Below are 20,763 nucleotides of genomic sequence, written 5' to 3' on the forward strand. Positions count from 1 at the left end.
CCTACGACTCGGCGAAGGCCTTCGCCGTCACCCACTCCAGCAGCGCGAACCCCAGGGGCTGGGTGAGCAGCTCGAGCACCTCGTCGCGCTGCTCGGCGGGCACCACGAAGCTCGCTCCCGTCGCGAAGAACACGCCCACCCCGTCCGGGAGCAGCCGCCCGCACAGCAACGTGCCGGTCGCGAGGTCCAGCAGGGGCACGGCAGCGATCTCGGTGGTGCGCAGGTTGCGCACGCTGCCGGCCTCGACCACCTCGAAGACCGACCGCTCGGCCTTCAGCCACAGCGCCGCGAGCTCGGCCTCGTCCTCCGGGAGCAGCGGCCCGCGTGCGGTGAGGAAGGCCGCGAACCAGCCGCCCTCGGCCAGCGCGACGTCGACGACGAGCGGCAGGACGTAGGCGGTGTCGATGTCGTCGCCGAGGCCCGCGGCCGCCGCGTAGTCGGCCATCGCATCGTCTGCCCCGCCGCCGAGCTGCTCCAGGTAGCCCGCGGCCTTCCGGTAGAGCCACGAGGTGCGTTGCTGCAGGGTGGCCGTGCCGGCGCGGCCCAGGTGGCACTGCTTGAACTTGCGCCCCGATCCGCACCAGCAGGGCTCGTTGCGGCCAGGCTCGGGGCCGGTCGCCGACGCGAAGAGCGCTGCCACCTCGACGTCGGGATCGTCGGCGGGGACCTCGATGGACTGCCAGCGGCCCAGCGCGGCCGCCGCGTCGCCCCGATCGAACTCGTAGCGCGCCAGCTGGTCCTCGACGAACGGCCAGCCGTCCCCGAACCGCGACGCCGCCCGCAGGTGCGACTCGGCGTCGAGCACCCGACCGTCGCGCTCCGCGGCGCGGGCCGCGATCCAGGCCGCCACCGCTGCCCGACGACCGGTGCCGGCCACGGCGATGAGCCGCTCGGCGAGCGTGGCGACACCGGCGGGCTCGTGGGCCAGCAGCAGCTCCTCGGTGACGGCCACCAGGATGAGCGGCTCCTGCAGCCGGTCGAGCGCGCCACGCACGACGGCCGGATCGGCGTCCTCGATCTCGTCGAGCGCGAGCAGTGCCGTGGCCACGTCGTCGAGGGACTCGAGCTCGTGCTCCAGGCGGTGCTGCCGGTCGACCGCCGCCGCCTGCACCCACACCGCGGCGTCGTGCCCGAACTCCGCGCCGCGCAGCTCCAACCCGGCCGCCGCGGCCAGCTCCGTGAGCGGGAGCTGCGGCTCGCCGAACGCGCTCGGGTCCCGGTACAGCATGCTGATCAGCAGCAGCTCGGCCGGCACGGGCAGCCGCCCGGCGCCGTCGTCGCGGCCCTCGCTGTCGGGGTCGGCCTCGGTCTCGGCGTCGTAGGCCTTGCGCAGCGTGGCGACGAGCTCGTCGGGCGCCGCCGGGTCGGTGTCGAGCACCTCGATCGAGAGCTCACCACCGTCGACCCGGACGGCGAGCAGCGTGTCGGGCTCGAAGGCGTCGAGCCAGCCGTCGGGGCCCTCCCAGACCACGGGCTGCTCGCCGCCCGGGTCGTCGACCTCGACGACGCCGCTCGCCACCCGCGGTGCCGGGTGGCGCAGGAAGCCGGCGAGGTCGCTGTCGAGGACGAGGTAGCCCTCCGCCCGCTCCGTCTCCGACAGCCGGTGGGTCAGCACGATACCGCCCACCAACGTCGGGACGTGCACCAGGATGTCGGGCGCCAGCAGCGTGACGGCCGACGTCGCGTCCTCGAGCGCGTCGGCCTCGACCTCCTCGACGATGAACTCGGAGACCGGGTTGGCCGGATCGATGGCCAGCCGCTTCGCGACGAACTCGAGCAGCCGATCGCCGAACACCGCCCGCCGCTGCCGCACCACGTCGAGCAGTGCCTGCATGGCGTCCTGCGTGCGCACGATCGGCATCGCCGCGAACGCCGCACCGCACCCGTCCCGGTCGAGTCGGGGCGTCCCGTCGGGCGCCTCGCCGACGAACGGCACGGCGGCGACACCGAGGCGCTGGTGGGCGGTGATCGTGTCGATGCCGGCGGCGTGCATCCGCTCCAGCGCGGGCTCGGTCTCCGGGAGCGTGCCGATCTGCTCGGTGAGGTACTTGGCCAGCACCTCGGTGCGTTCGAACGAGCTGTCCTCGGTCTCCTCGGTGGCGTCCACTCCCGAAGGGTAGGGCGAGGCCTCCGTCAGCCCGTTTCCGGCCGTACGGCGATGCAGGTGATGCTCCCCGGAGCCACCTCGGTGAAGCCGGCGTCCCGCACCGCGATGGCGCCATCGGGCAGCTGGGCGCACATCGCGGCCCAACGCCGCTCGTCGGCATCGCGGACGGCGAACGCGGGCACGGTCGCGAGGTCGTGTGCCGCCGCGTAGAGCATCGACGCGTGCCCGACCTGGGCCGCGGCCTTGCCCACCGACATGCCCAGACCCGCGTTCACCCAGATCACGGGCACCCCGGCGGGCGGCGGGCCGGGGTCGTCACGCTCCAGGTCGGTACCGCCGATCTGCAGCTTCGACACCGTCTTGGGCACCTCGTCGACCGGGCCGGGCAGCAGTGCGCGCGCCTGCGCGCCGTCGACCTCCCAGGTGACGCCGGGCAGTTCCTGCACGGCGTCCCACTGCACGCCGCGGGCCCTGCGGGCGATCTTGCGAATCCGGTGGGTGACCCACAGCTCCACCGCGTCGTGCCACTCGCCGCCCGGCTCGACGCGCGGATCGAGGCAGACCGCCAGCGCGGCAGCGGCGGCCGCCTCCAGCACGGGCGTGCGGGCGGCCGGGGGACGCTCGAGGCGCAGCACGACCGGCATGGCGCGCACGACACCGTCGGGTTCGGCGGGGAATCCGTCCTCGCGGCGCCGGTAGCGCTCCGCCAGCGACTGGATCACGGAGTTGGCGGGGGCTGCGCTCACGCGATCGGACCCATGCGACCGGTCATGCGATCGGCACCCGCCGCACGACGCCTTCGATGGCGTCGGCGTGCTCGACCTCGTCGCGGGTGATGCCGAGCACGAACAGCACGACGTCGAGGTAGGGGTGGGTGAGCGCGGCGTCGGCGACAGCGCTGAGCGCGGGCTTGGCGTTGAAGGCGATCCCGAGACCGGCCGTGGTGAGCATGTCGATGTCGTTGGCGCCGTCACCGACCGCCACGCACTGCTCCAGCGGCACGTCGAACGTGGCCGCGAAGCGGCGCAGTGCCGTGGCCTTGCCCGGCCGGTCGACGATCTCACCGACGACGCGCCCGGTGAGCAGCCCGTCGACGACCTCGAGCTCGTTGGCGGCGACGAAGTCGAAGCCCAGGTCGGCGGCCAGCCCCGAGATCACGCGGGTGAAGCCGCCGGAGACCACACCGCAGCGGTAGCCGAGGCGCTTGAGCGTGCGGATCGTGGTGCGCGCACCCGGGGTCAGCTCCAGCTCGGCGGCGACATCGTCGATCACCGACTCCGGCAGCCCCTGCAGGACCGCGACCCGGCGGCGCAGCGACTCCGAGAAGTCGAGCTCGCCCCGCATCGCGGCCTCGGTGACGTCTCGCACCTGGCCCTCGGCCGCCGCGCCCGCGCGCGCCGCGAGCATCTCGATGACCTCGCCCTGGATCAGCGTGGAGTCGACGTCGAACACGATGAGCCGCTTGCTGCGCCGCGCGAGCCCGGCCCGCTCCACCGCGACGTCGACACCGGCCTCGCGCGCCACCTCGACCAGGCGCGCCCGCAGCGTGCCGGGCGGGTAGTCCTCGGAGCCCTGACCGGGCACCGGGGACACCATCAGCTCGATCCCGGTGACCGGGTAGTCGGCGACCCGGCGGATGGAGTCGATGTTGGCGCCGACCCCGGCCAGCGCCCTGGCCACGGACCCGAAGGCGCGGGCCGTGATCGGCTGGCCGGTGATCAGCACCGCGTGCGTGGGGCTGCGCCGGACACTGTCGTCGCCGGGCTCCCCCAGCGACGTGTGCACCTGCATGGCGATGCTCGCCATCGCCTGCTCGACGGCCTCCTGCAACCCCTCGGGGTCGTGGTGGGCCTCGACCAGCGCACCGAGCGTCAGCCGGCCCCTGATCACGACCTGCTCGACATCGATGAGGTCGACGCCGTGGGCGGTGAGCGCGGCGAACAGCACCGAACTGACGCCCGGCCGGTCGGGGCCGGTGACCGTGATCAGGACAGTGGTACTAGTACCGGGTGTTCCTGTCCGCTCGGACATCGGCTCCTTGTTCCGCTTAGCGTTCTCGGGGATCGTCGCCCGGGATCGTCTCCCCTGCCGTCGCCTTCGCGAGCACTTCGGAGGGGGGCGCCTTGTGCCCTGACTCCGCCTCGTTGCGGAACCGTTCGACGAGGTGGGGGTAGTGCAGCTCGAACGCCGGGCGCTCCGAACGGATCCGGGGCAGCTCGGTGAAGTTGTGGCGCGGCGGCGGGCAGGACGTGGCCCACTCCAGGGAGTTGCCGAAGCCCCACGGGTCGTCGACCGTGACGACCCGTCCGTAGCGGTAGCTCTTGAAGACGTTCCAGATGAACGGCAGCGTGGACGCGCCGAGGATGAACGCCCCGATCGACGAGATCGAGTTGAGGATCGTGAAACCGTCGATCGGCAGGTAGTCGGCGTAGCGGCGCGGCATGCCCTCGTTGCCCAGCCAGTGCTGCACCAGGAACGTCATGTGGAAGCCGACGAACGTGGTCCAGAAGTGGAACTTGCCGAGCGTCTCGTCCATCATCCGGCCGGTCATCTTCGGGAACCAGAAGTAGATGCCGGCGTAGGTGGCGAACACGATCGTGCCGAACAGCACGTAGTGGAAGTGCGCCACCACGAAGTACGTGTCGGACACGTGGAAGTCGACCGGCGGCGAGGCCAGCAGCACGCCGGTGAGACCGCCGAAGAGGAACGTGGCGAGGAAGCCGAGCGCGAACAGCATCGGCGTCTCGAACGTCAGCTTGCCGCGCCACAGCGTGCCGATCCAGTTGACGAACTTGATGCCCGTCGGGATCGCGATGAGGAACGTGGTGAAGGAGAAGAACGCCAGCAGCACCGCGCCCGTTGCGTACATGTGGTGGGCCCACACCGCCACCGACAGCGCCGCGATCGAGATCGTGGCGTAGATCAGGCTCTTGTAGCCGAAGACCGGCTTGCGGGCGAAGACCGGGAAGATCTCCGAGACGATGCCGAAGAACGGCAGCGCGACGATGTACACCTCGGGGTGGCCGAAGAACCAGAACAGGTGCTGCCACAGGATCACGCCGCCGTTGGCGGGGTCGAACACGTGGGCACCGAGCTGGCGGTCGGCCAGCAGGCCCAGCAGCGCGGCCGTCAGCACCGGGAACGCGATGAGCACGAGGATCGCGGTGACGAAGATGTTCCAGGTGAAGATCGGCATCCGGAACATCGTCATGCCGGGAGCGCGCATGCAGACGATGGTGGTGATGAAGTTGACGCCACCGAGGATCGTGCCGAGACCGGCCACGACCAGACCCATGATCCACAGGTCGGCACCGGCACCCGGGGAGTGGATGGCGTCCGACAGCGGGGTGTAGGCGAACCAGCCGAAGTCGGCGGCACCGCCCGGCGTCAGGAAGCCGCTCAGGACGATGAGGCCACCGAAGAGGAACAGCCAGTAGGAGAACGCGTTGAGCCGCGGGAACGCGACGTCGGGCGCACCGATCTGCAGCGGCACGATGTAGTTGGCGAAGCCGAACAGGATCGGCGTCGCGTAGAGCAGCAGCATGATCGTGCCGTGCATCGTGAACAGCTGGTTGTACTGCTCGTTGGACAGGAACTGCTGCCCCGGCACCGCCAGCTCACCGCGCATGAGCAGCGCCATCGCCCCGCCGGCCAGGAAGAAGCCGAACGAGGTGACGAGGTACAGGATCGCGATGTCCTTGGGATCCGTGGTGCGCAGCATCTTCAGCAGCGTGGATCCCTTGACCGAACGCCGCGCCGGATAGGGGCGCGTCGTGATCGGCTTGGGGGCGACGGCCGTCACTGTCCATCCTCCTGCATTGAGACTGCCTCCTGCGCTGGGCCGTGATGTGAGAGCCCCTGCTGTGGGTCTGCGTAGCTCGGTCAGGATCGTAGCTCTACTCGCTGTCGAAGGCGCGCCCCGGGTTGGGGATGTGACTGATCGAGCGGAAGGAATCGCATGGGTTCGACGACGGTGGTGATCGGTCCGGCACTGGGCGTGGCCGCCGTACTGGCGGTCGTCCTCGCCGCTGCGGTCGCGGCCGGTGCCCGGCTGGGGGTCGCCCGCTCGACCGTGACAGCGGCCGTCCGGGCGACGTTGCAGCTCGGGGCGGTGTCGCTGCTGATCGGGGCGATCGTCGGATCGGCGCTCGCGAGCATCGGGTTCGTGCTGGTCATGGTCGTGGTGGCGGCCTGGACCGGCGGTCGTCGGATGACCGTCGACCGCTCCGGGTGGTGGGCGCTCATCCCGATCGCGATCTGCCCGCTGCCGGTGGTCGGGGCGCTCGTGGCGGGTGGCGTGGTACCGGCGAGCGGGATCGCCGTGATCCCGATGGCCGGCATCCTCATCGGCTCCGCGATGAGCGCCACGGCGCTCGCCGGCAGGCGCGCGCTCGACGAGCTGCACGCCCGGCGCGGGGAGGTGGAAGCGGCCTTGGCGCTGGGCTTCCTGCCGCGCGACGCCGCGCTGGAGATCGCGCGGCCGTCCGCCGCACAGGCGCTGATGCCGGCACTCGACCAGACCCGCACCGTCGGGCTGGTGTCGCTGCCCGGCGCGTTCGTCGGCATGCTGATGGGCGGGGCCACCCCGATCCAGGCGGGCGCCGTGCAGCTGCTGGTGCTGCTGATGCAGGTGGCGGGGGCGACGGTGGCCGTCACGCTGACCCTGGAGCTGGTGGGCCGCGGGATGATCCGGCGGCCCGTCCCGGTGGGGTGACCGTCACGTCCTCAGCGTCGGAGCGGTGTGAACAGCTCCTCGAACACCTCGGGCGCCGAGGCCGGGTTCGGCACCGGGTCGACGATGAAGAACTCCACACCCATCCCCATCGCGAACATGGGCTCCGGCATGGCGAGCAGCACGTGCTCGGGTCCGATCTGGCTGGCGTGCGCCCGCATCGAGGCGCGCTTCTGGTCGACGAAGTCGACGGCGTCGACGCGGTGGGTGATCTCCGACTCGGGCTTGCCGAACGTCGGCACCTCCCGCGGGGCCTCCCAACCCTCCGGCGCCTGGCCGGCCTCCGTGACGCCACGCACACCGCGCGTCATCCAGTCGCGGTTGATCGTGACCTGCGCCACCACCGGGACGGCCGAGAGCTCCGCGGCGCGCGCACCCACCCGGTGCACCTGGATGTGGTCGGGCCGCCCGTAACCACCGTTGTCGTCATAGGTGGTGAGGATGTCGGGCTCCTCCTCGTCGAGGATCACCGCCAGCAGCTTGGCGGCGTGCTCGACGTTGGCCCGCCAGAAGCTGTACGGCGCGTCGTTGCTCGGAGCGCCCATCGGGCCCGAGTCGGTGTAGCCGAGGAACTCCACCCGCTGCGCGCCGAGCACCGCTGCCGACGCGTAGGACTCGGCCGTGCGCCGCACCGAGAGCTGCTCCCCGGGCTCGAGGACGCCCGGCACGGCCGCGTCGAGCTCACCGCGGGTGGCGAAGACCAGTACGACGCGATGCCCGGCGGCCGCAGCCCTGGCCAGCGTGCCGCCGGAGCTGATCGACTCGTCGTCGGGATGTGCGTGGAAGCTGACGATGGTGCCCACGGCGGCAACCCTACGCAGGGGCCGCAGCGGCCCTGCGGGGGTGGTTCGGCCGCCGCTCAGCCCTGCGCGGCGAACCCCAGCGGGTCGAAGGTGGCCTCGGCGCGGTCGCGCTCGGCGTAGCGGCGCCACGCCTCGTCGGCGATGTCGTCCGGGTCCAGCGTGTGCGCGCCGAGCATCGGCATCGGGATCTGGCCGCTGAGCCCGCCGGCGATGAGCAGTCCCCCGCCGCCACGTTCCAGCATCGCGGGGCGCTGCGCGAGACGAGCGCCACCGCGAAGCCCTCCCGCCCGGACCGCTGCGCGATCGACATGCCGAGGCCGGGTCCGACGCCGAGGACGAGTGCGGTCGGGCGGTCCCGCAGCGCTCCGACCTGATCGGCGCGATCTTCCCGAGCCGGATCGCAGCACTCGACCAGGTCGCCGAGGCCGCATTGCTCGACCCCGATCCCTGGCACGGCTTCGTGATGTTCATCGAGGGGATCTTCGAGCTGCAGTCCCAGGACCGGGGGCTGCGCGAGGCGATCTCGCGCAACGCGCCGGAGAACACCGACGTCGCCGCCGCCTGCGGCGCGGGCTTCCAGCACGTCGGCCACATCATCGAGCGGGCCAGGACGGGCGGGCTGCGGGCCGACTTCGGGCCCGCCGACCTCGCCACGCTGATCTGGGCCATGACGCGGGTGATCGAGGAGTCACCGCGGGAGTGGCGGCGCTTCCTCGGCTTCTACCTGGACGGGCTGCGGGTGGTCTAGCTCCCCTACCCCGCGCCCACCAACGCCCCCAGCGCCGCCCGGTCGGTGATGCCGAGCCTGGAACAGGCCCGGTAGATGTGCCCCTCCACCGTGCGGACGGAGACGAACAGCCGCTCGGCGATCGCCTGGTTGGGCAGCCCTGCCGACACCAGCATCGCGATCTCGCGCTCCCGGTCGGTGATCGGCAACGGATGTGCGGAGGCGCGCAGCGCCGGGGTCAGCGCGCCGGGGCAGCGCAGTGCCAGCTGCTGCGAGCGGGCCGTCGCCACGGCGGCCGCTCCCCTGCGCCCGGCGCGCCGGTGGGCCTGGGCGGCCTGCGCCGCGGCGTCGGCGGCGTGCAGCAGCACGCCCATCCCGGCCAGCGAGTGCGAGGCCTCGTCGAGCGCGGTGCCGTCATCGGCGGCCAGCGCCGCCGCGTGGGCGGCGGCCGCCGCGGCGCGGGGGCTGTCCAGCTCGACGGCCAGTGTCGCCAACCGCTCCGCCGGGGCGCGGTCACCGAAGCACACCGCCACGTGCAGTGCGGCGGACTCGACGGCCGGGCGGCCGGTGCCCGCCGCCGCGGCGGCTGCCGCCTGCGCACCCGCGATCGCCTCGGTGACGGCGCCGTCGGCAGCGGCCGCCCAGGCCTGCGCGAGCAGCACGTCCGGCCGGAAGAACGTGACGGTCGGGCGGCTCAGTGCCGTGGCCGCGACCAGTGCCGCCGTGGCGCCCGCACCGTCGCCCGTCATGCCCAGCGCCGTGGCCAGCGCGACCTGGCAGTGGTAGGTCCAGTCCGACGGGTCCCGTCCGTCGAAGCTCGCGATCGTGTCGCGCAGCGCGGTGACCGCGGGCCCTGCCGCGCCCGTGTCGATCGTGACCAGTGTCTGGTAGAGCCCCGCCTTGCAGCGCATCAACGCGCTGTCACCGGCATCGGCGACGTAGCCGGCCGCGGCCGTGGCGGCCGCGGCGAGCCGGCCGGTCAGGCGCAGTGCCATCAGGTGCCCGTCCCAGATGCCGGCGCGCAGCACGGCGGTGTCCGGCAGTGCCGCGGCCGCGGCCAGTACGGGTTCGACCATCGCGAGTGCCTCGTCGCACCGGCCCGTCACGGCGAGCGCGGCCACCAGCGCGTGCCCCGCGTAGGTCACGGTGCGCGACGACGGTTGCGGTCCGGCGAGCACGGCCCGCGCCAGGTCCACCGCCTCCGCGGGCGCCCCATCGAGCAGGACGATCACCGCCCGCAGCCCCTCCAGCTCGGCGCGCATCGCCGCCGGCCGCTCGACGGCCAGCTCCCTGGCGAGGACCGCCCGCGCGCCTGCGGCGTCACCGAGCCCCCACCACTTGATGCACACCTCACCGACCGCGGCGCGGATCTGCTCCTCGGGGGTGGCGGCGAGCGCTGCGGCTGCCGCGAGCCGCCCGGCGCCGTCGTTGTTGCGGCCCTGCCACCCCTGCGCGTAGCCGAGCATCAGCTCGGCGTCGAAGCTGGTTCCGGCGACGCTCGCCGCCGCAGCCAGCCGTTCGGCCAGCGGGAGGGCACCGAGCCGGTTGGCCTCGACCGCGGCCGCCCGGAACAGCTCCGGGTCCGGGGGCAGGTCGCTGTCGAGCGCGAGGACCGCGCGCCGCAGCACGTCCTGCGGTGCGGACCCGGCGAGCGCCTCCGCCAGCAGCCCACGGAGCTTGCGCGCCCGCAACGTCGACAGGGCGGCGCGCACGGCCTCGCCGTGCAGCGGGTGCGCGAGTCGAACCTCCAGCCGCCCATCGGACCGCGTAACGGCCACGAGCCTGCGCTGCTCGGCCAGGTCGATCGTCTGCGGCTCCGCGAGCCGGGCGAGCAGGTCGACGTCGAGCGGCTCGGCGAGCGCCACCAGCTCCAGCATCTCCCGCACGGCGTCGGGCAGCCGCCCGATCCGCGCGTCGATCAGGTCGCGCAGCGGCGGTGGGAGCGTCAGGTCACCGCGCCACCGCCACACCCCGGCGACGCGGTGCAACCTGCTGGCCTCCAGCTCCCCGTCGACGAGATGGCGCAGGTACAGGACGTTGCCGGCGGTGACGGACCACATGCGCTCGGCCGTGTCGCCCTCCACCGCACCCCCGAGCACCGTTGCCAGCAGCGCAGCCGTCTCGGCAGCGGTGAGTGCCTGCAGGTCCCGCCGCAACAGCGGTCCGTCCTTCCAGAGCGCGGTGACCGCGTCGGGAACCTGCTCACCACTGCGCAGGGTCATCACCAGCGGCACGCCGCGGTCGACGGCGAGGTGGTGCACGAGCGTCGCCGACATGCTGTCGAGCAGGTGCGCGTCATCGATGCCGACGACGATCCCCGCCCGCGGCGCGTCCCGGAGCAGTTCGGTGGCCGCGCCGTGCAGCGCGGCGATGCCCACCGCGTCCGGGTCGAGGTGGCGCAGGAGGGGGGCGAAACCGCCCAGTGGCACCCCGCTCGCGGACTGGGTGGCCGCGACCCAGTGGGCGCCCGAACCGCCCGTGGCGGCCGCGGCGAGCGCCTCCCGAGCGAGCCTGGTCTTCCCGACGCCCGCGGCACCCACCAGCACGACACCGCGGGCACCCTCGCGGCCGCGCAGCGCCGCGGCGATGGCGGCGAGCTCCGCCGCCCGGCCGACGAGCGGCCAGTTCGGTCGGTGCTGCATCGCGAACGCTGTCGTCACCCGATCAGGGTGGCGCAGTTCGCACCGGAATGCATCAGTGCCAGCACCGAGATTCGGAATCGCGGATCCGAACCTCGCATACCGTCACCAGTCCTCGCACACGTTCGGCGGTGTGCGACGACCGGTGAAGGTGTGCGAGGTCGGTGCTAGCGGGACTGCGCAACGACGACGAAGGGCTCCAGCCGGTCCGGCCCGCACGGCTCGGCTTCGAAGGGTGCGCCATCGAACGGGGCGTTGACCGTGGCGCCTGCCGCGTCGATCGCCTCGACCGAGGTCGCCAGCATCACCTCCACGAGCGACCGGGTGCCGGCGTGCCAGCCGACGAGGCAGCGCACCAGCCCGGGCGCCGTCGGTACGGCTCGCAGGATCCGCTCGGTGAAGGCCCGCCGCAGCAGCGCGAGCCGGACGGGGTGGATGGGGCCGTCGAACCAGAGCACGGCCGCCACTCCGGCACCACCGGTGACCCGCTCCGGCGCACCGTCGGCGACCACCTCGTAGAGCAGGTCGGCGCCGGCGCGGTCGGCGTCGACCGGATCCGGGCCGCCGGGCCGGACGGTCACGACGCAGTCGCCCGCCGGGCCCCGCAGCGCGTACCGCTCCGCGAACGCCGGTCCGGATCCCCCGATCACCTGCGAGTGCCTGGTCCCGGGCGCGAATGCCGCTGCGAGCTCACCGCAGGGTGTCGGGCCGGTCTGGATCCTCACGTACACGGGCGACTCCGGGGCTCGAGGATCAGCGGGCACTCACCGCAACACTGGCGCTGCCCGGCCCGTTCCGGTCGAGTAGTCCGCTACTCGTGTCGGTGAGGCGCACCTGGCTCATGAACGTCGGCCGGCCGGTCAGCGCGATCGGCGTGCTGATCCGTGTCAGCCCAGGATCCGCGTCAGGGCCGGTCCGACGTCGGCCAGCCTGCGCACGGTCTGCGCCCGGCCCCCGCCACGACCGGCCAGCGCAGCGGCGGCGGCGTCCGCCTCGGCGCCGCCCAGCGGTACGAGCACCTGCAGCCGGTCGATGCCACCGAGCGCCTCGGCTGGCTCGCCGCCCGCGGTGTGCAGGCAGTCCGACAGCAGCACCACCAGCCGCTCGTCGGCGACGGCACCGGCCAGCTGCTTGGACGCCTCGCGCAGGCCTGCGGCGAGGTCGGTGGTGCCGTGCCCGCGCAGCGCCACGAGATCCGACAGCAGCTCCTCAGGTGGCCTGCGCACCCCCTGTGCCTGCAGCACCCGGACGCCCGCACCGAACGCGAGCACGGACGGCTGCAGCGCGGGCGGCCCGTTCTCGTTGGCAACGACGACGCCCGCAGCGGCCACGGCGGCGAGCGCGACGGCGAGGCCCTGCATGGATCCGGAGATGTCGACGACGAGGCAGACGGCGCGTCGGTGCGCCGTCCACGTGCGCGTCACGATGTCCTCGGCCGTGGGCCGCCCGGAGCGGCCGGGGTTCCAGCCCTCGAGGGTGCGGTCCAGGTCGAGGTCGCCCTCGAGCCCCTTGGACGGGCCGAGGCGCCGCGTTCCCCGTGCCTTGGCCGGGCCGATCCGGCCCAGCCGGATGAACACCCGGCCGGCGAGCCTGCGCGCAGCGGCCCGCAGCGCGGCGTCGGTGGCGACGGCCATGTCGGCGAGCAGCGCGGCGGCCGCCTCGGGATCGCGCGCGACGGCGGCGTCGAACGCCTCGACGTCGAGCTCGCCCAGCTCGGGCGACACCTCCTCGAACGACGGGTGCTGGGACGCGATCTGGTCGCGGCCCTTGGTGCGGGCGGACTGCTCGCGACCGGGCCGGGAACGGGGCTGGAAGCCTGCCGAGGGGTTCGGCAGGCTAGGTGCTTTTCCCTCGGCGTCCCCGGGATCGTCGGATTCCTCGGATTCGTCGGCCGGTTCCGGGGGCTCCACGGTGTCGGCCGGCCAGAGCGCCGCGAGCAGCTCGTCGATCACCGACTCGGGGGTGCGGTCCACCCCGTCGACGATCCGGATGCGGCCCGAGAGCGCGGCGTAGGCGGCGTCGCGGGCCGTCTCGCGGCCCGGCGCGCGCTCGTTCCGCAACTGCGCGAGCCCCGTCAGCACGAGCGACAGGTCGATCGCACCGCGCACCGACGAGCCCATCCGGACGTCGCGGTGCTCACGGGTGGCCCTGGTCATCGCCACGGACAGCTCGACCCAGCGCCCGGCGAGCCCGCTCACCGACGACGTGATGGCCCGCTCGCCGTCCTCGTCCTGGTAGCCGAGCACCACCCGGCACATCCGGTCGGCGATGGCCTGGCTGACGCGCGCGGTGCCGACGGCGTCGAACGGGTTCATCGCGGCGATGAGCCGGAAGTCCTTGCCCGCGTACACGGTGCCCAGCCGCGGCACCGCGATCTCGCCCTCGGTGAGCACGGTGATGAGGACGTTGAGCGTCTCCTCGGGAACCCGGTTGAGCTCCTCCATGTAGAGCAGCCCGCCCTCCCGCATGGCCGTGAGCAGCGGACCGTCGACGAAGGCCTCCGGGCGGTAGCCGTCCGAGAGCACCTGGGAGGGGTCGAACTGGCCGACGAGCCGGGCCGGGGTGAGCTCGGCGTTGCCCTCGACGAACACCACCTGCTGGCCGGTGTCGCGGGCGATGGACCGCAGCAGCGTCGACTTGCCGGTGCCGGGCGGGCCCTCGATCACGACGTGTCGGCCGGTCAGCAGCGCCACGGTGAGGACCTCACGCTCGCGGCGCAGCCCGACGACGGGGATGGGTACTGCGGTCACGGATCTCCTTCGCGCGAAGACGTCGGCGGGGTGGCCCGGATCCCGGACCACCCCGCCGTGAACAGCTACATCAGGCGTCGTACTTGATGACGCCGCGGATGTTCTTGCCGTCGTGCATGTCCTGGTAGCCCTGGCCGATGTCGTCGAGCTTGTAGGTCTTGGTGACCAGCTCGTCGAGCTTCAGCACACCCTCGCGGTAGAGCTGCAGCTGGCGCAGGATGTCCCAGTTCGGGTTGGAGGCGCCGAACAGCGCGCCCTGCAGCCGCTTCTGCGACAGCGTCAGGTCGGCGAGCGAGATCGGCACGCCGACGTCGGTCATGTTGCCCAGTGCGGTGACCACGCAGGTGCCCGCCTTGCGGATCGAGCCCATGGCCTGTCCGACGTGCTCGGACTTGATCACGCCGACGGTGACGATCGTCGAGTCGGCGCCCTGCCCGTTGGTGAACTGCTTGGCGAGCTCGGTGGCCTCCTCCATCGTCTCGACGGCGTGGGTGGCGCCGAGCTCCTGCGCCTTCTCGCGCTTGAACGCGACGGGATCGACCGCGATGACGTTGGACGCGCCGGCGTGCGCCGCACCCTGCACGGCGTTGATGCCGATGCCGCCGATGCCCATGATGATCACGGTGTGGCCGGGCTGGACGTTGGCGGAGTTGACCGCCGAACCCCAGCCGGTGCCGACGCCGCAGCCGACGAGGCAGGCCACGTCGAGCGGGATGTCGTCAGGCACCTTCACCGCGGAGTCGGCCGAGACGACGGTGGTCTCGAGGAAGGTCGAGATGCCACACATCTGACCGACCGGGGTGTCGGTGCCGGCGAGGTGCAGCCGGTAGCTCGTGGGGTCGGTCCAGCGCGGCCCGGCGAGGATGCCCGCGCCGAGGTCGCAGAGGTTCTGCATGCCCTGCGCGCACCAACGACAGTGGCCACAGGAGGGCAGGAACGAGAAGACGACGTGGTCGCCCTCCTTGATGCCCTTGCTGTTGTTGCCCGCCTTGGTGACGATGCCGGCGCCCTCGTGGCCGCCCGCCATCGGGTAGACGCCGACCGGGATGTCACCGGTGGCGATGTGGTCGTCGGAGTGGCACATGCCCGACGCCACCATCTTGACCTGAAGTTCGTCGGAGCGAGGGTCGTCGAGATCGAGGTCGACGACCTCGTACTTGCCCGGTGCCTGCCGGACGATGGCTCCACGGGTCTGCATTCGCTGTTCTCCCTTGAACGGTCGAGGTGCGGGGTGAACGGGTGTGTGCCACGCCACGTTGTCCGTTCATATCAGGGTGCGCATGTGTCTGGGAAGCGCAGGCGCACCCGAATGGAGACCTCGCACGATCTTCTACGAAACCTTGAAGTTACGTGATCAAGCTGTAGAGTGTCGACACCCCGAACCGGACCCGGAGCCACCGATGACGGAACCGTTCAACGCCGCCGTTCACCTCTCGGACCAGCGCGTCCGGGCCGGTGACGGCGACCGTATCGCCTTCCACCACCCCCGCGGCACCACCACCTACGAGGAGCTCGCCGAGGAGGTCCACCGCGTCGCGGGTGGCCTCGCCGCCATCGGCGTGCGCCCCGAGGAGCGCGTGCTCCTCTGCATGGTCGACGACCTGGAGCTGGCCGTCGGCATCCTCGCCACCATGTACCTCGGCGCGGTCGCCGTCCCGTCGTCCACGATGCTGACCGGGGGCGAGCTCGCCACGCTCGTCACCGACTCGCGGGCCCGCGTCCTGCTGGGCAGCCAGGAGTTCGCCGGCACCGTTGTCGCGGCGGCGGCCGCGGCCACCGAGCTGCGCCATGTCGTCCTCACCGGCGCCACCCCGCCCCAGGTCGAGCCGGGTGTCACCGGGCTGACCTGGGACGCGCTGCGCGCCGCTGAGCCACTGGCAACGCCCTACCCGACCTGGGACGAGTCGCCCGCGCTGTGGCTCTACACGTCCGGCACCACCGGCACGCCCAAGGGCGCGATGCACCGCCACGTCGACATCCGCTACGTCGGCGAGACCTACGGCCGCCAGGTGCTCGGCATCGGCCCCGACGACGTCTGCCTCTCGGCGGCGAAGCTGTTCTTCGCCTACGGCATCGGCAACTCGATGTTCTTCCCCCTTTCGGTGGGGGCGAGCGCCGTTCTGGAGCCGGCGCGCCCCAACCCGGCCCGCTTCGCCGAGCTGGCCGCGGAGCACGGCGTGACGCTGCTGTTCGGCGTGCCCAGCTTCTGGGGCCCGACGCTCGCCGCCGAACTGCCCCGCGCAGCGTTCGCCACCGTGCGCAACGGCGTCTCGGCGGGCGAGACGCTGCCGGCGCGGATGCTGCACGGTGTCCAGGAGCAGTACGGCTTCGAGATCCTCGACGGCATCGGCTCCACCGAGGCGCTGCACATCTTCATCTCCAACGTGCCGGGCAAGGCGGTGCCCGGCAGCTCCGGGTTCCCCGTGCCCGGCTACGCCGTGGAGCTGCGGCGCCCGGACGGCTCGGTGATCGACGGTCCCGGCGAGCCCGGGATGCTGTTCATCTCCGGGGAGTCGATCTGCACGGGCTACTGGTGTCGCACCGCCGTCAACCGCGCGGTGTTCCAGGGCGAGTGGATGCGCACCGGCGACCAGTACGTGCGCGGCGAGGACGGCAGCTACACCTGCCTCGGGCGCGCCGACGACGTGCTGAAGGTCGGCGGGATCTGGGTCAGCCCCACCGAGGTCGAGGCCCGGCTGCTCGAGCATCCGGGCATCGCCGAGGCCGCCGTCATAGGTGTGCCCGACGCCGACGGGCTCGACAAGCCCGTCGCCTACGTCGTCGCCAGGGCCGGGGTGGTGCTCGACCCCGACGAGGTCGTCACCTTCTGCAAGGCGGAGCTGGCGTCGTTCAAGCGACCGCGGTTGGTGGTGGCGGTCGAGGAGCTGCCCAAGACCGCCACGGGCAAGATCCAGCGGTTCCGGCTGCGGGCTGCGGCCGGGGAGCTCGTGGTCGGGTAGCCGGTTACTCGTGACGCGGGCCGGGGCCCCGAGCGAGTATGGGGAGATGAGCGTGCGGATCGTGGAAGCTCCCGAGAACTGGTTCACCTCGCCCGTCGCCATCGTGCGCTCCGACGATGGCGCCGATGCGCTGGTGCGGCCCGGCGAGTTACTGGTGGAGGCCGCGGCCGAGCCACATCTGGCGTCGCACCTCGAGTCTGCCGGTGGCAGGCGGTACGAGCAGTCGCAGAGCAGCTGGCGAAACCGCGTGGGGATGCCGGACTCGGGGGATCTGAACGCCCGGCTCGAGGCCGCCGGAACTGAGATGCGGCTGTGGGAGGGCGTGTCCGAGTACTCCACGTTCGTCAGCGACGAGCGCCGGCCGGGCCTGCGCTATCACCACGTCCTGTGCGGCGAGAACTTCTACCACGGCGGCCCCGGGGGCACGCCCGTCGCGGTCGGCGGCCCACCGGCCGCGTTGCTGGCCGTCGAGCCCGCGACCGACGGCCTGAACGACATCGCGGTGCTGGACAACGGCCTGCCGGAGGGTTGGGAGTCCCTGCCCGGCCAGCTCGGCCCGGTGCTCACCCGGCGGGGTATCGAGGTGATCCCCGGCGATCCCGTCGACGCCGACGGCGACGGGATCGCCGACCGGCAGGCGGGCCACGGACTGTTCATCAGCGGCCTGATCACGCGGGTGTCCGCGCTGCTCGACATCCTCCTGCGCCGCGTCCTGAACTCCTCGGGCGAAGGTGACGAGGCGATCATCGCCGCCACGCTCTCCGAGCTCGTCGCGACCGATGTGAAGGTCGTGAACCTGTCGCTGGGCGCCTACACCGTCGACAACGAGGTACCCGCCCTGCTGGCCGCAGCCGTGCAGCAGCTGGTCGCCGCCGGCAAGATCGTGGTGGCGGCGGCAGGCAACGCGGGCGACTCCCCGGAGCTGGTCACGCGGCCGTTCTGGCCGGCGTCGCTTCCCGGAGTGGTCGCCGTCGGGGCCTTCGACCACACCCAGAACCCGCCCAAGCCGTGGTTCAAGAGCAACGTCGCCGACGTGTACGCGCCCGGCGTCGACGTGCAGAGCACCTTCATCAAGTGGCCGCTCGCGGACGGCAGCGAGTTCGACGGCTGGGCCCGGTGGAGCGGCACGTCGTTCGCCGCGCCGCTGGTGGCGGCGTCGATCTGCGACCGGTTGATGCGTAACCCGACGACGCCGGCCGCTCAGGTGCTCCAGGAGTGGCTGCAGAACCAGCCCCAGGAACCGACCTGGCCGACGCTGCGGGGCGGCCCGGCGCTGCGCCACGACGTGGCGAACGACCTGATCAGGTGGTGACCGCTCTCAGGCACCGAAGCACTGGAAGCTCGCCGCGACGGTGACCGCACCGGAGTCGTCCTGATCGACCCCCGATCGCACGCTCGCCAGTGCCTCTGCCGGGGCGAGCCCGCGGCGCAGGTGCTGGTGCAGCGCCACCATCAGCGGTGCGGTCGTGATATCGGAGACCGGCTGCACCGACGCGACGACGGTGCGGGCCCCCAGCGCCAGCAGGGCCGACACCAGTCCGAGCATCTCGTCACCCGCGCGCAGCGCCGACACCCCGGACTGGCAGGCGGGCAGCACCACCGTGTCCGGGGCGACCGTGAGGCGTTCGAGGTCGTAGACGGTGAGCGGCCCGTCCGCCAGCACGAGCGACGAGAACAGGGGGTTGTCGACGCGCAGGGCGCCGTGCGCGGCGACGTGCGCGAGGCGAGCCCCGTCCAGAGCGGCGAGCACCGCGGGGACGGTGGCGTCCGCTCCCGTCAGCACCGTCGCCGCCCGGTCGTCCGCGGCGATGGCGCTCACCTCGTCCGCGGCGGCGGCGAGCCCCGGACCGGCCACCAGCACGGCGGCTCCGACGGCCACAGGCGGCGCCTGGACCGCCCGCAGCCAGGCCGCGGCCGAGGGCGCGATCGACACCGGCCGGGCGGCCAGGGTCGCGAGCAACCCCCAGGGAACGGAATGCAGGGGGCCGCTGGGGACCAGCACGATCGGCCCGTCACCCAGGTGTGGGCGCAGGGGTCCGAACAGGACGGTGTCGAGCCGTCCGGCCGCCGCCTCCATCGCCGACCGGGCGACGGCCCGGCCCCGCTCGGTGCCGAAACCGGTGGCCAGCGAGCGCGATGCCGCGTTGGCCGCCTCGGCCTGCGCGGCCACCGCCGCCATCGGTGCCAGCCGGTGCAGCTGCGCGCGCCCGCCCCCGGCGACAACGACGAGCAGGGTGTCCTCGCTGATGATGAACTCGACCAGGGCGGCCGCGCCCAGCCGCTCCAGCAGGCGGGCCACGTCGATCGGGCCGTCAGCCGGGCGGTGCAGCGGGCTGCGGGTGACCCGGCTCGCCCGCACCACCCGTTCCTCCGCAGCCCCCAGCCGGCCGCGGGTGCCACCGGCGCCACCCTCCAGCTGCGCCGCTTCGAGACCGGCCCGTAGCCGGCGGTGATCGGCCAGCGCCTCGGCGAGCTCGGGGTCCGATGGCGGCGTGACGGGCCGCAGGCGCAACGTCCGGGCCCGGTAGCGCTCGGCCCAGACGAGGATCTCCCTGGCCTTGCCGCCTTCGATCGCCAGCTCCATACCCAGCTCGGCCAGCTCGGCCCCGAACGACGCCACGTGCACCCGGAACTCGGTGGCTCCCAGCACCGCCTGCCGGTGCTCGACCAGGCTCAGACCGGCCCGCAGCGCCGCCAGCGACCCGCGCCGGTCCCCGACCATGTGGCGCAGCAGCGCCTGGGCGTGCCAGCGGCGCACCCGCAGCTCCAGCGGGCCCGACCGCCGCCCGTGCCCGGCCGCTTCGAGCACCCCGCGCGCGGTCCGGACGTCCCCCACGCGCAACGCGGCCCGCGCGCCGATCAGCCGCGCATCGAGCTCGGCGATGGGCCAGCCGGCCACGACCAGCTCGGCGGCCCGGTCCCGGGCCGTGCGGATCAGCGACCGCGGCGCAGCACCGCTGCGCTCGGCCGCGCGGAGCGCAACGACGTTCGCCAGCATCGCCCACCCGGGACGGCCCTGGCGGCGGAAGGTGGCGTGGGCGATCCGCGCCTGCGCCTCGGCGCTCTCGGGAGACTCGCTCAACGACGCCGTGGCCAGCAGCAGCTGCGCCTCCGCCAGGTCTGCCTCGCGGCCAGCGGCCCGCAGCGCGGTGACCGCGTGCTCGGCGGTGGTCCGGGCCTCCTCGACCATGCCCACCGCCAGCAACACCTGACACCGGCTCACGAGCAGCTGGGGCTTCGGCTTGCTCGCCAGCGGCGGCTGCAGGTCGGCGCGATCGAAGCTGGCCAGTGCGATCGGTGCGTCGCCGCGCAGCGCGGCCACGTTGCCGCGGTTGGCATCGGACTCCGCGGCCAGCATCGTCATGCCGAGCCCGCTGTAGAGCTGCTCGGCGCGGATGAAGTCGGCGTCGGCGGCGTCGAGCGCGCCCCGGTGGAAGCGCAGCATTCCCCGGTTGTTGTGCACCCGGGCGGCCCAGAGCTGGTCGCCTGCCTTCTCCAGCGAGCGCAGCGCGGCACCGTACTCGGCCTGCGCCTCGTCGAGGCGACCGATGCGGTGCAGCACGAGCGCCCGCTGGGCCGCGACCCGCATGGCCGGCAGACCGGTCAGCCCGACCGCCGCCGTGTCGGCCTGCGCGAGCGCCGCGCGTGCCCGCCCACGGTCGAGCAGCACGAACGCCAGCGTCGCGCGGACCTCGGCCACGGTGACCGTGGCTCCGCCGCGCACGGCGGCCCGAATCCCCTGGCGCAACCGCGTCTCGGCCGCGGCGAGATCGCCGAGCTCGCGCAGCGCCAGCGCGGCGGCCCGGTGCGCGGTGCCCAGCGACGCGGCGTCGCCCGCGCCCGCGGCCTCCGTGACAGCGGCGTCGGCTTCGGCGAGCGCGAGCTCGGGATCGCGGCCCACCAGCTCCAGAGCGGCGGCCGCGCGTTCCTCGGGGGTCCGGTCGACGGAGGCGATCGCGGGGGCAACCATGGCTGCAGAGCCTTACAGGGAATCTGGTGATCGGGTATCCGCCACCCGACTCGACACGCGCAATGTTCTACACAG

The 20,763-nt window shown here is 73.1% G+C and carries 15 protein-coding genes; 4 read left to right on the plus strand and 11 right to left on the minus strand.

Going from position 1 to position 20,763, the window contains the following annotated elements:
• Position 1: 1 nt before the first annotated feature.
• The 4 genes from ACFPFQ_RS21790 to ctaD are packed head-to-tail and all read right to left on the minus strand — an operon-like array spanning position 2 to position 5,909.
• A complete protein-coding gene (locus tag ACFPFQ_RS21790; protein ID WP_379621627.1) occupies positions 2-2,107 on the minus strand; it encodes a YecA family protein in 2,106 nt (701 codons plus the stop codon).
• A gap of 26 nt (positions 2,108-2,133) precedes the next feature.
• On the minus strand, positions 2,134-2,853 hold the full coding sequence (locus tag ACFPFQ_RS21795; protein WP_379621629.1) for a peptidyl-tRNA hydrolase: 720 nt from the start codon (positions 2,851-2,853) through the stop codon (positions 2,134-2,136).
• A gap of 22 nt (positions 2,854-2,875) precedes the next feature.
• Positions 2,876-4,138 carry a phosphoserine phosphatase SerB gene (serB, locus tag ACFPFQ_RS21800; protein ID WP_379621631.1) on the minus strand — a complete coding sequence of 421 codons (1,263 nt, stop codon included), beginning with the start codon at positions 4,136-4,138 and terminating at the stop codon, positions 2,876-2,878.
• 16 nt (positions 4,139-4,154) lie between these two features.
• Complete coding sequence (gene ctaD, locus ACFPFQ_RS21805; protein ID WP_379621633.1) at positions 4,155-5,909, minus strand: cytochrome c oxidase subunit I; 1,755 nt, start codon at positions 5,907-5,909, stop codon at positions 4,155-4,157.
• Between the two features lie 156 nt (positions 5,910-6,065).
• Here ctaD and ACFPFQ_RS21810 point away from each other — a divergent pair, with 156 nt between their 5' ends.
• Positions 6,066-6,821, plus strand: coding sequence for an ABC transporter permease (locus ACFPFQ_RS21810; RefSeq protein ID WP_379621635.1), 756 nt, complete (start codon positions 6,066-6,068; stop codon positions 6,819-6,821).
• A gap of 11 nt (positions 6,822-6,832) precedes the next feature.
• Here the strand turns inward: ACFPFQ_RS21810 and ACFPFQ_RS21815 are convergent, their stop codons facing one another.
• Positions 6,833-7,642 carry a PIG-L family deacetylase gene (locus ACFPFQ_RS21815; RefSeq protein ID WP_379621637.1) on the minus strand — a complete coding sequence of 270 codons (810 nt, stop codon included), beginning with the start codon at positions 7,640-7,642 and terminating at the stop codon, positions 6,833-6,835.
• 56 nt (positions 7,643-7,698) lie between these two features.
• Positions 7,699-7,884 (minus strand): hypothetical protein, encoded by a 186-nt coding sequence (locus ACFPFQ_RS21820; protein ID WP_379621639.1) that lies wholly within the window; start codon positions 7,882-7,884, stop codon positions 7,699-7,701.
• Positions 7,885-8,072: 188 nt separating this feature from the next.
• On the opposite strand from ACFPFQ_RS21820, the gene ACFPFQ_RS21825 reads away from it, so the two are divergent.
• The gene (locus tag ACFPFQ_RS21825; protein WP_379621641.1) at positions 8,073-8,390 is read left to right on the plus strand and encodes a hypothetical protein; all 318 of its coding nucleotides are present in this window, start codon (positions 8,073-8,075) and stop codon (positions 8,388-8,390) included.
• 5 nt (positions 8,391-8,395) lie between these two features.
• On the opposite strand, the gene ACFPFQ_RS21830 is transcribed toward ACFPFQ_RS21825, so the two are convergent.
• The 4 genes from ACFPFQ_RS21830 to ACFPFQ_RS21845 all read right to left on the minus strand — a co-directional run bounded on the left by ACFPFQ_RS21830 (position 8,396) and on the right by ACFPFQ_RS21845 (position 14,956).
• Positions 8,396-11,029, minus strand: a complete 2,634-nt coding sequence (locus ACFPFQ_RS21830; protein ID WP_379621643.1) for an AAA family ATPase — start codon at positions 11,027-11,029, stop codon at positions 8,396-8,398.
• Positions 11,030-11,175: 146 nt separating this feature from the next.
• Complete coding sequence (locus tag ACFPFQ_RS21835) at positions 11,176-11,739, minus strand: hypothetical protein (RefSeq protein ID WP_379621645.1); 564 nt, start codon at positions 11,737-11,739, stop codon at positions 11,176-11,178.
• Between the two features lie 156 nt (positions 11,740-11,895).
• Positions 11,896-13,758: an AAA family ATPase gene (locus ACFPFQ_RS21840; protein ID WP_379621647.1), complete on the minus strand. Its 1,863-nt coding sequence runs from the start codon at positions 13,756-13,758 to the stop codon at positions 11,896-11,898.
• 70 nt (positions 13,759-13,828) lie between these two features.
• Entirely contained in the window at positions 13,829-14,956 is a 1,128-nt protein-coding gene (locus ACFPFQ_RS21845) for an NDMA-dependent alcohol dehydrogenase (protein ID WP_379621649.1), read from the minus strand.
• 202 nt (positions 14,957-15,158) lie between these two features.
• Here ACFPFQ_RS21845 and ACFPFQ_RS21850 point away from each other — a divergent pair, with 202 nt between their 5' ends.
• Complete coding sequence (locus tag ACFPFQ_RS21850) at positions 15,159-16,718, plus strand: benzoate-CoA ligase family protein (RefSeq protein ID WP_379621651.1); 1,560 nt, start codon at positions 15,159-15,161, stop codon at positions 16,716-16,718.
• Between the two features lie 46 nt (positions 16,719-16,764).
• A complete protein-coding gene (locus ACFPFQ_RS21855) occupies positions 16,765-18,030 on the plus strand; it encodes a S8/S53 family peptidase (RefSeq protein ID WP_379621653.1) in 1,266 nt (421 codons plus the stop codon).
• Between the two features lie 6 nt (positions 18,031-18,036).
• Here ACFPFQ_RS21855 and ACFPFQ_RS21860 read toward each other — a convergent pair whose 3' ends face one another.
• On the minus strand, positions 18,037-20,688 hold the full coding sequence (locus tag ACFPFQ_RS21860) for a CHAT domain-containing protein (protein WP_379621655.1): 2,652 nt from the start codon (positions 20,686-20,688) through the stop codon (positions 18,037-18,039).
• Positions 20,689-20,763 lie beyond the last annotated feature (75 nt).

This window comes from Pseudonocardia sp. GCM10023141, assembly GCF_042653605.1.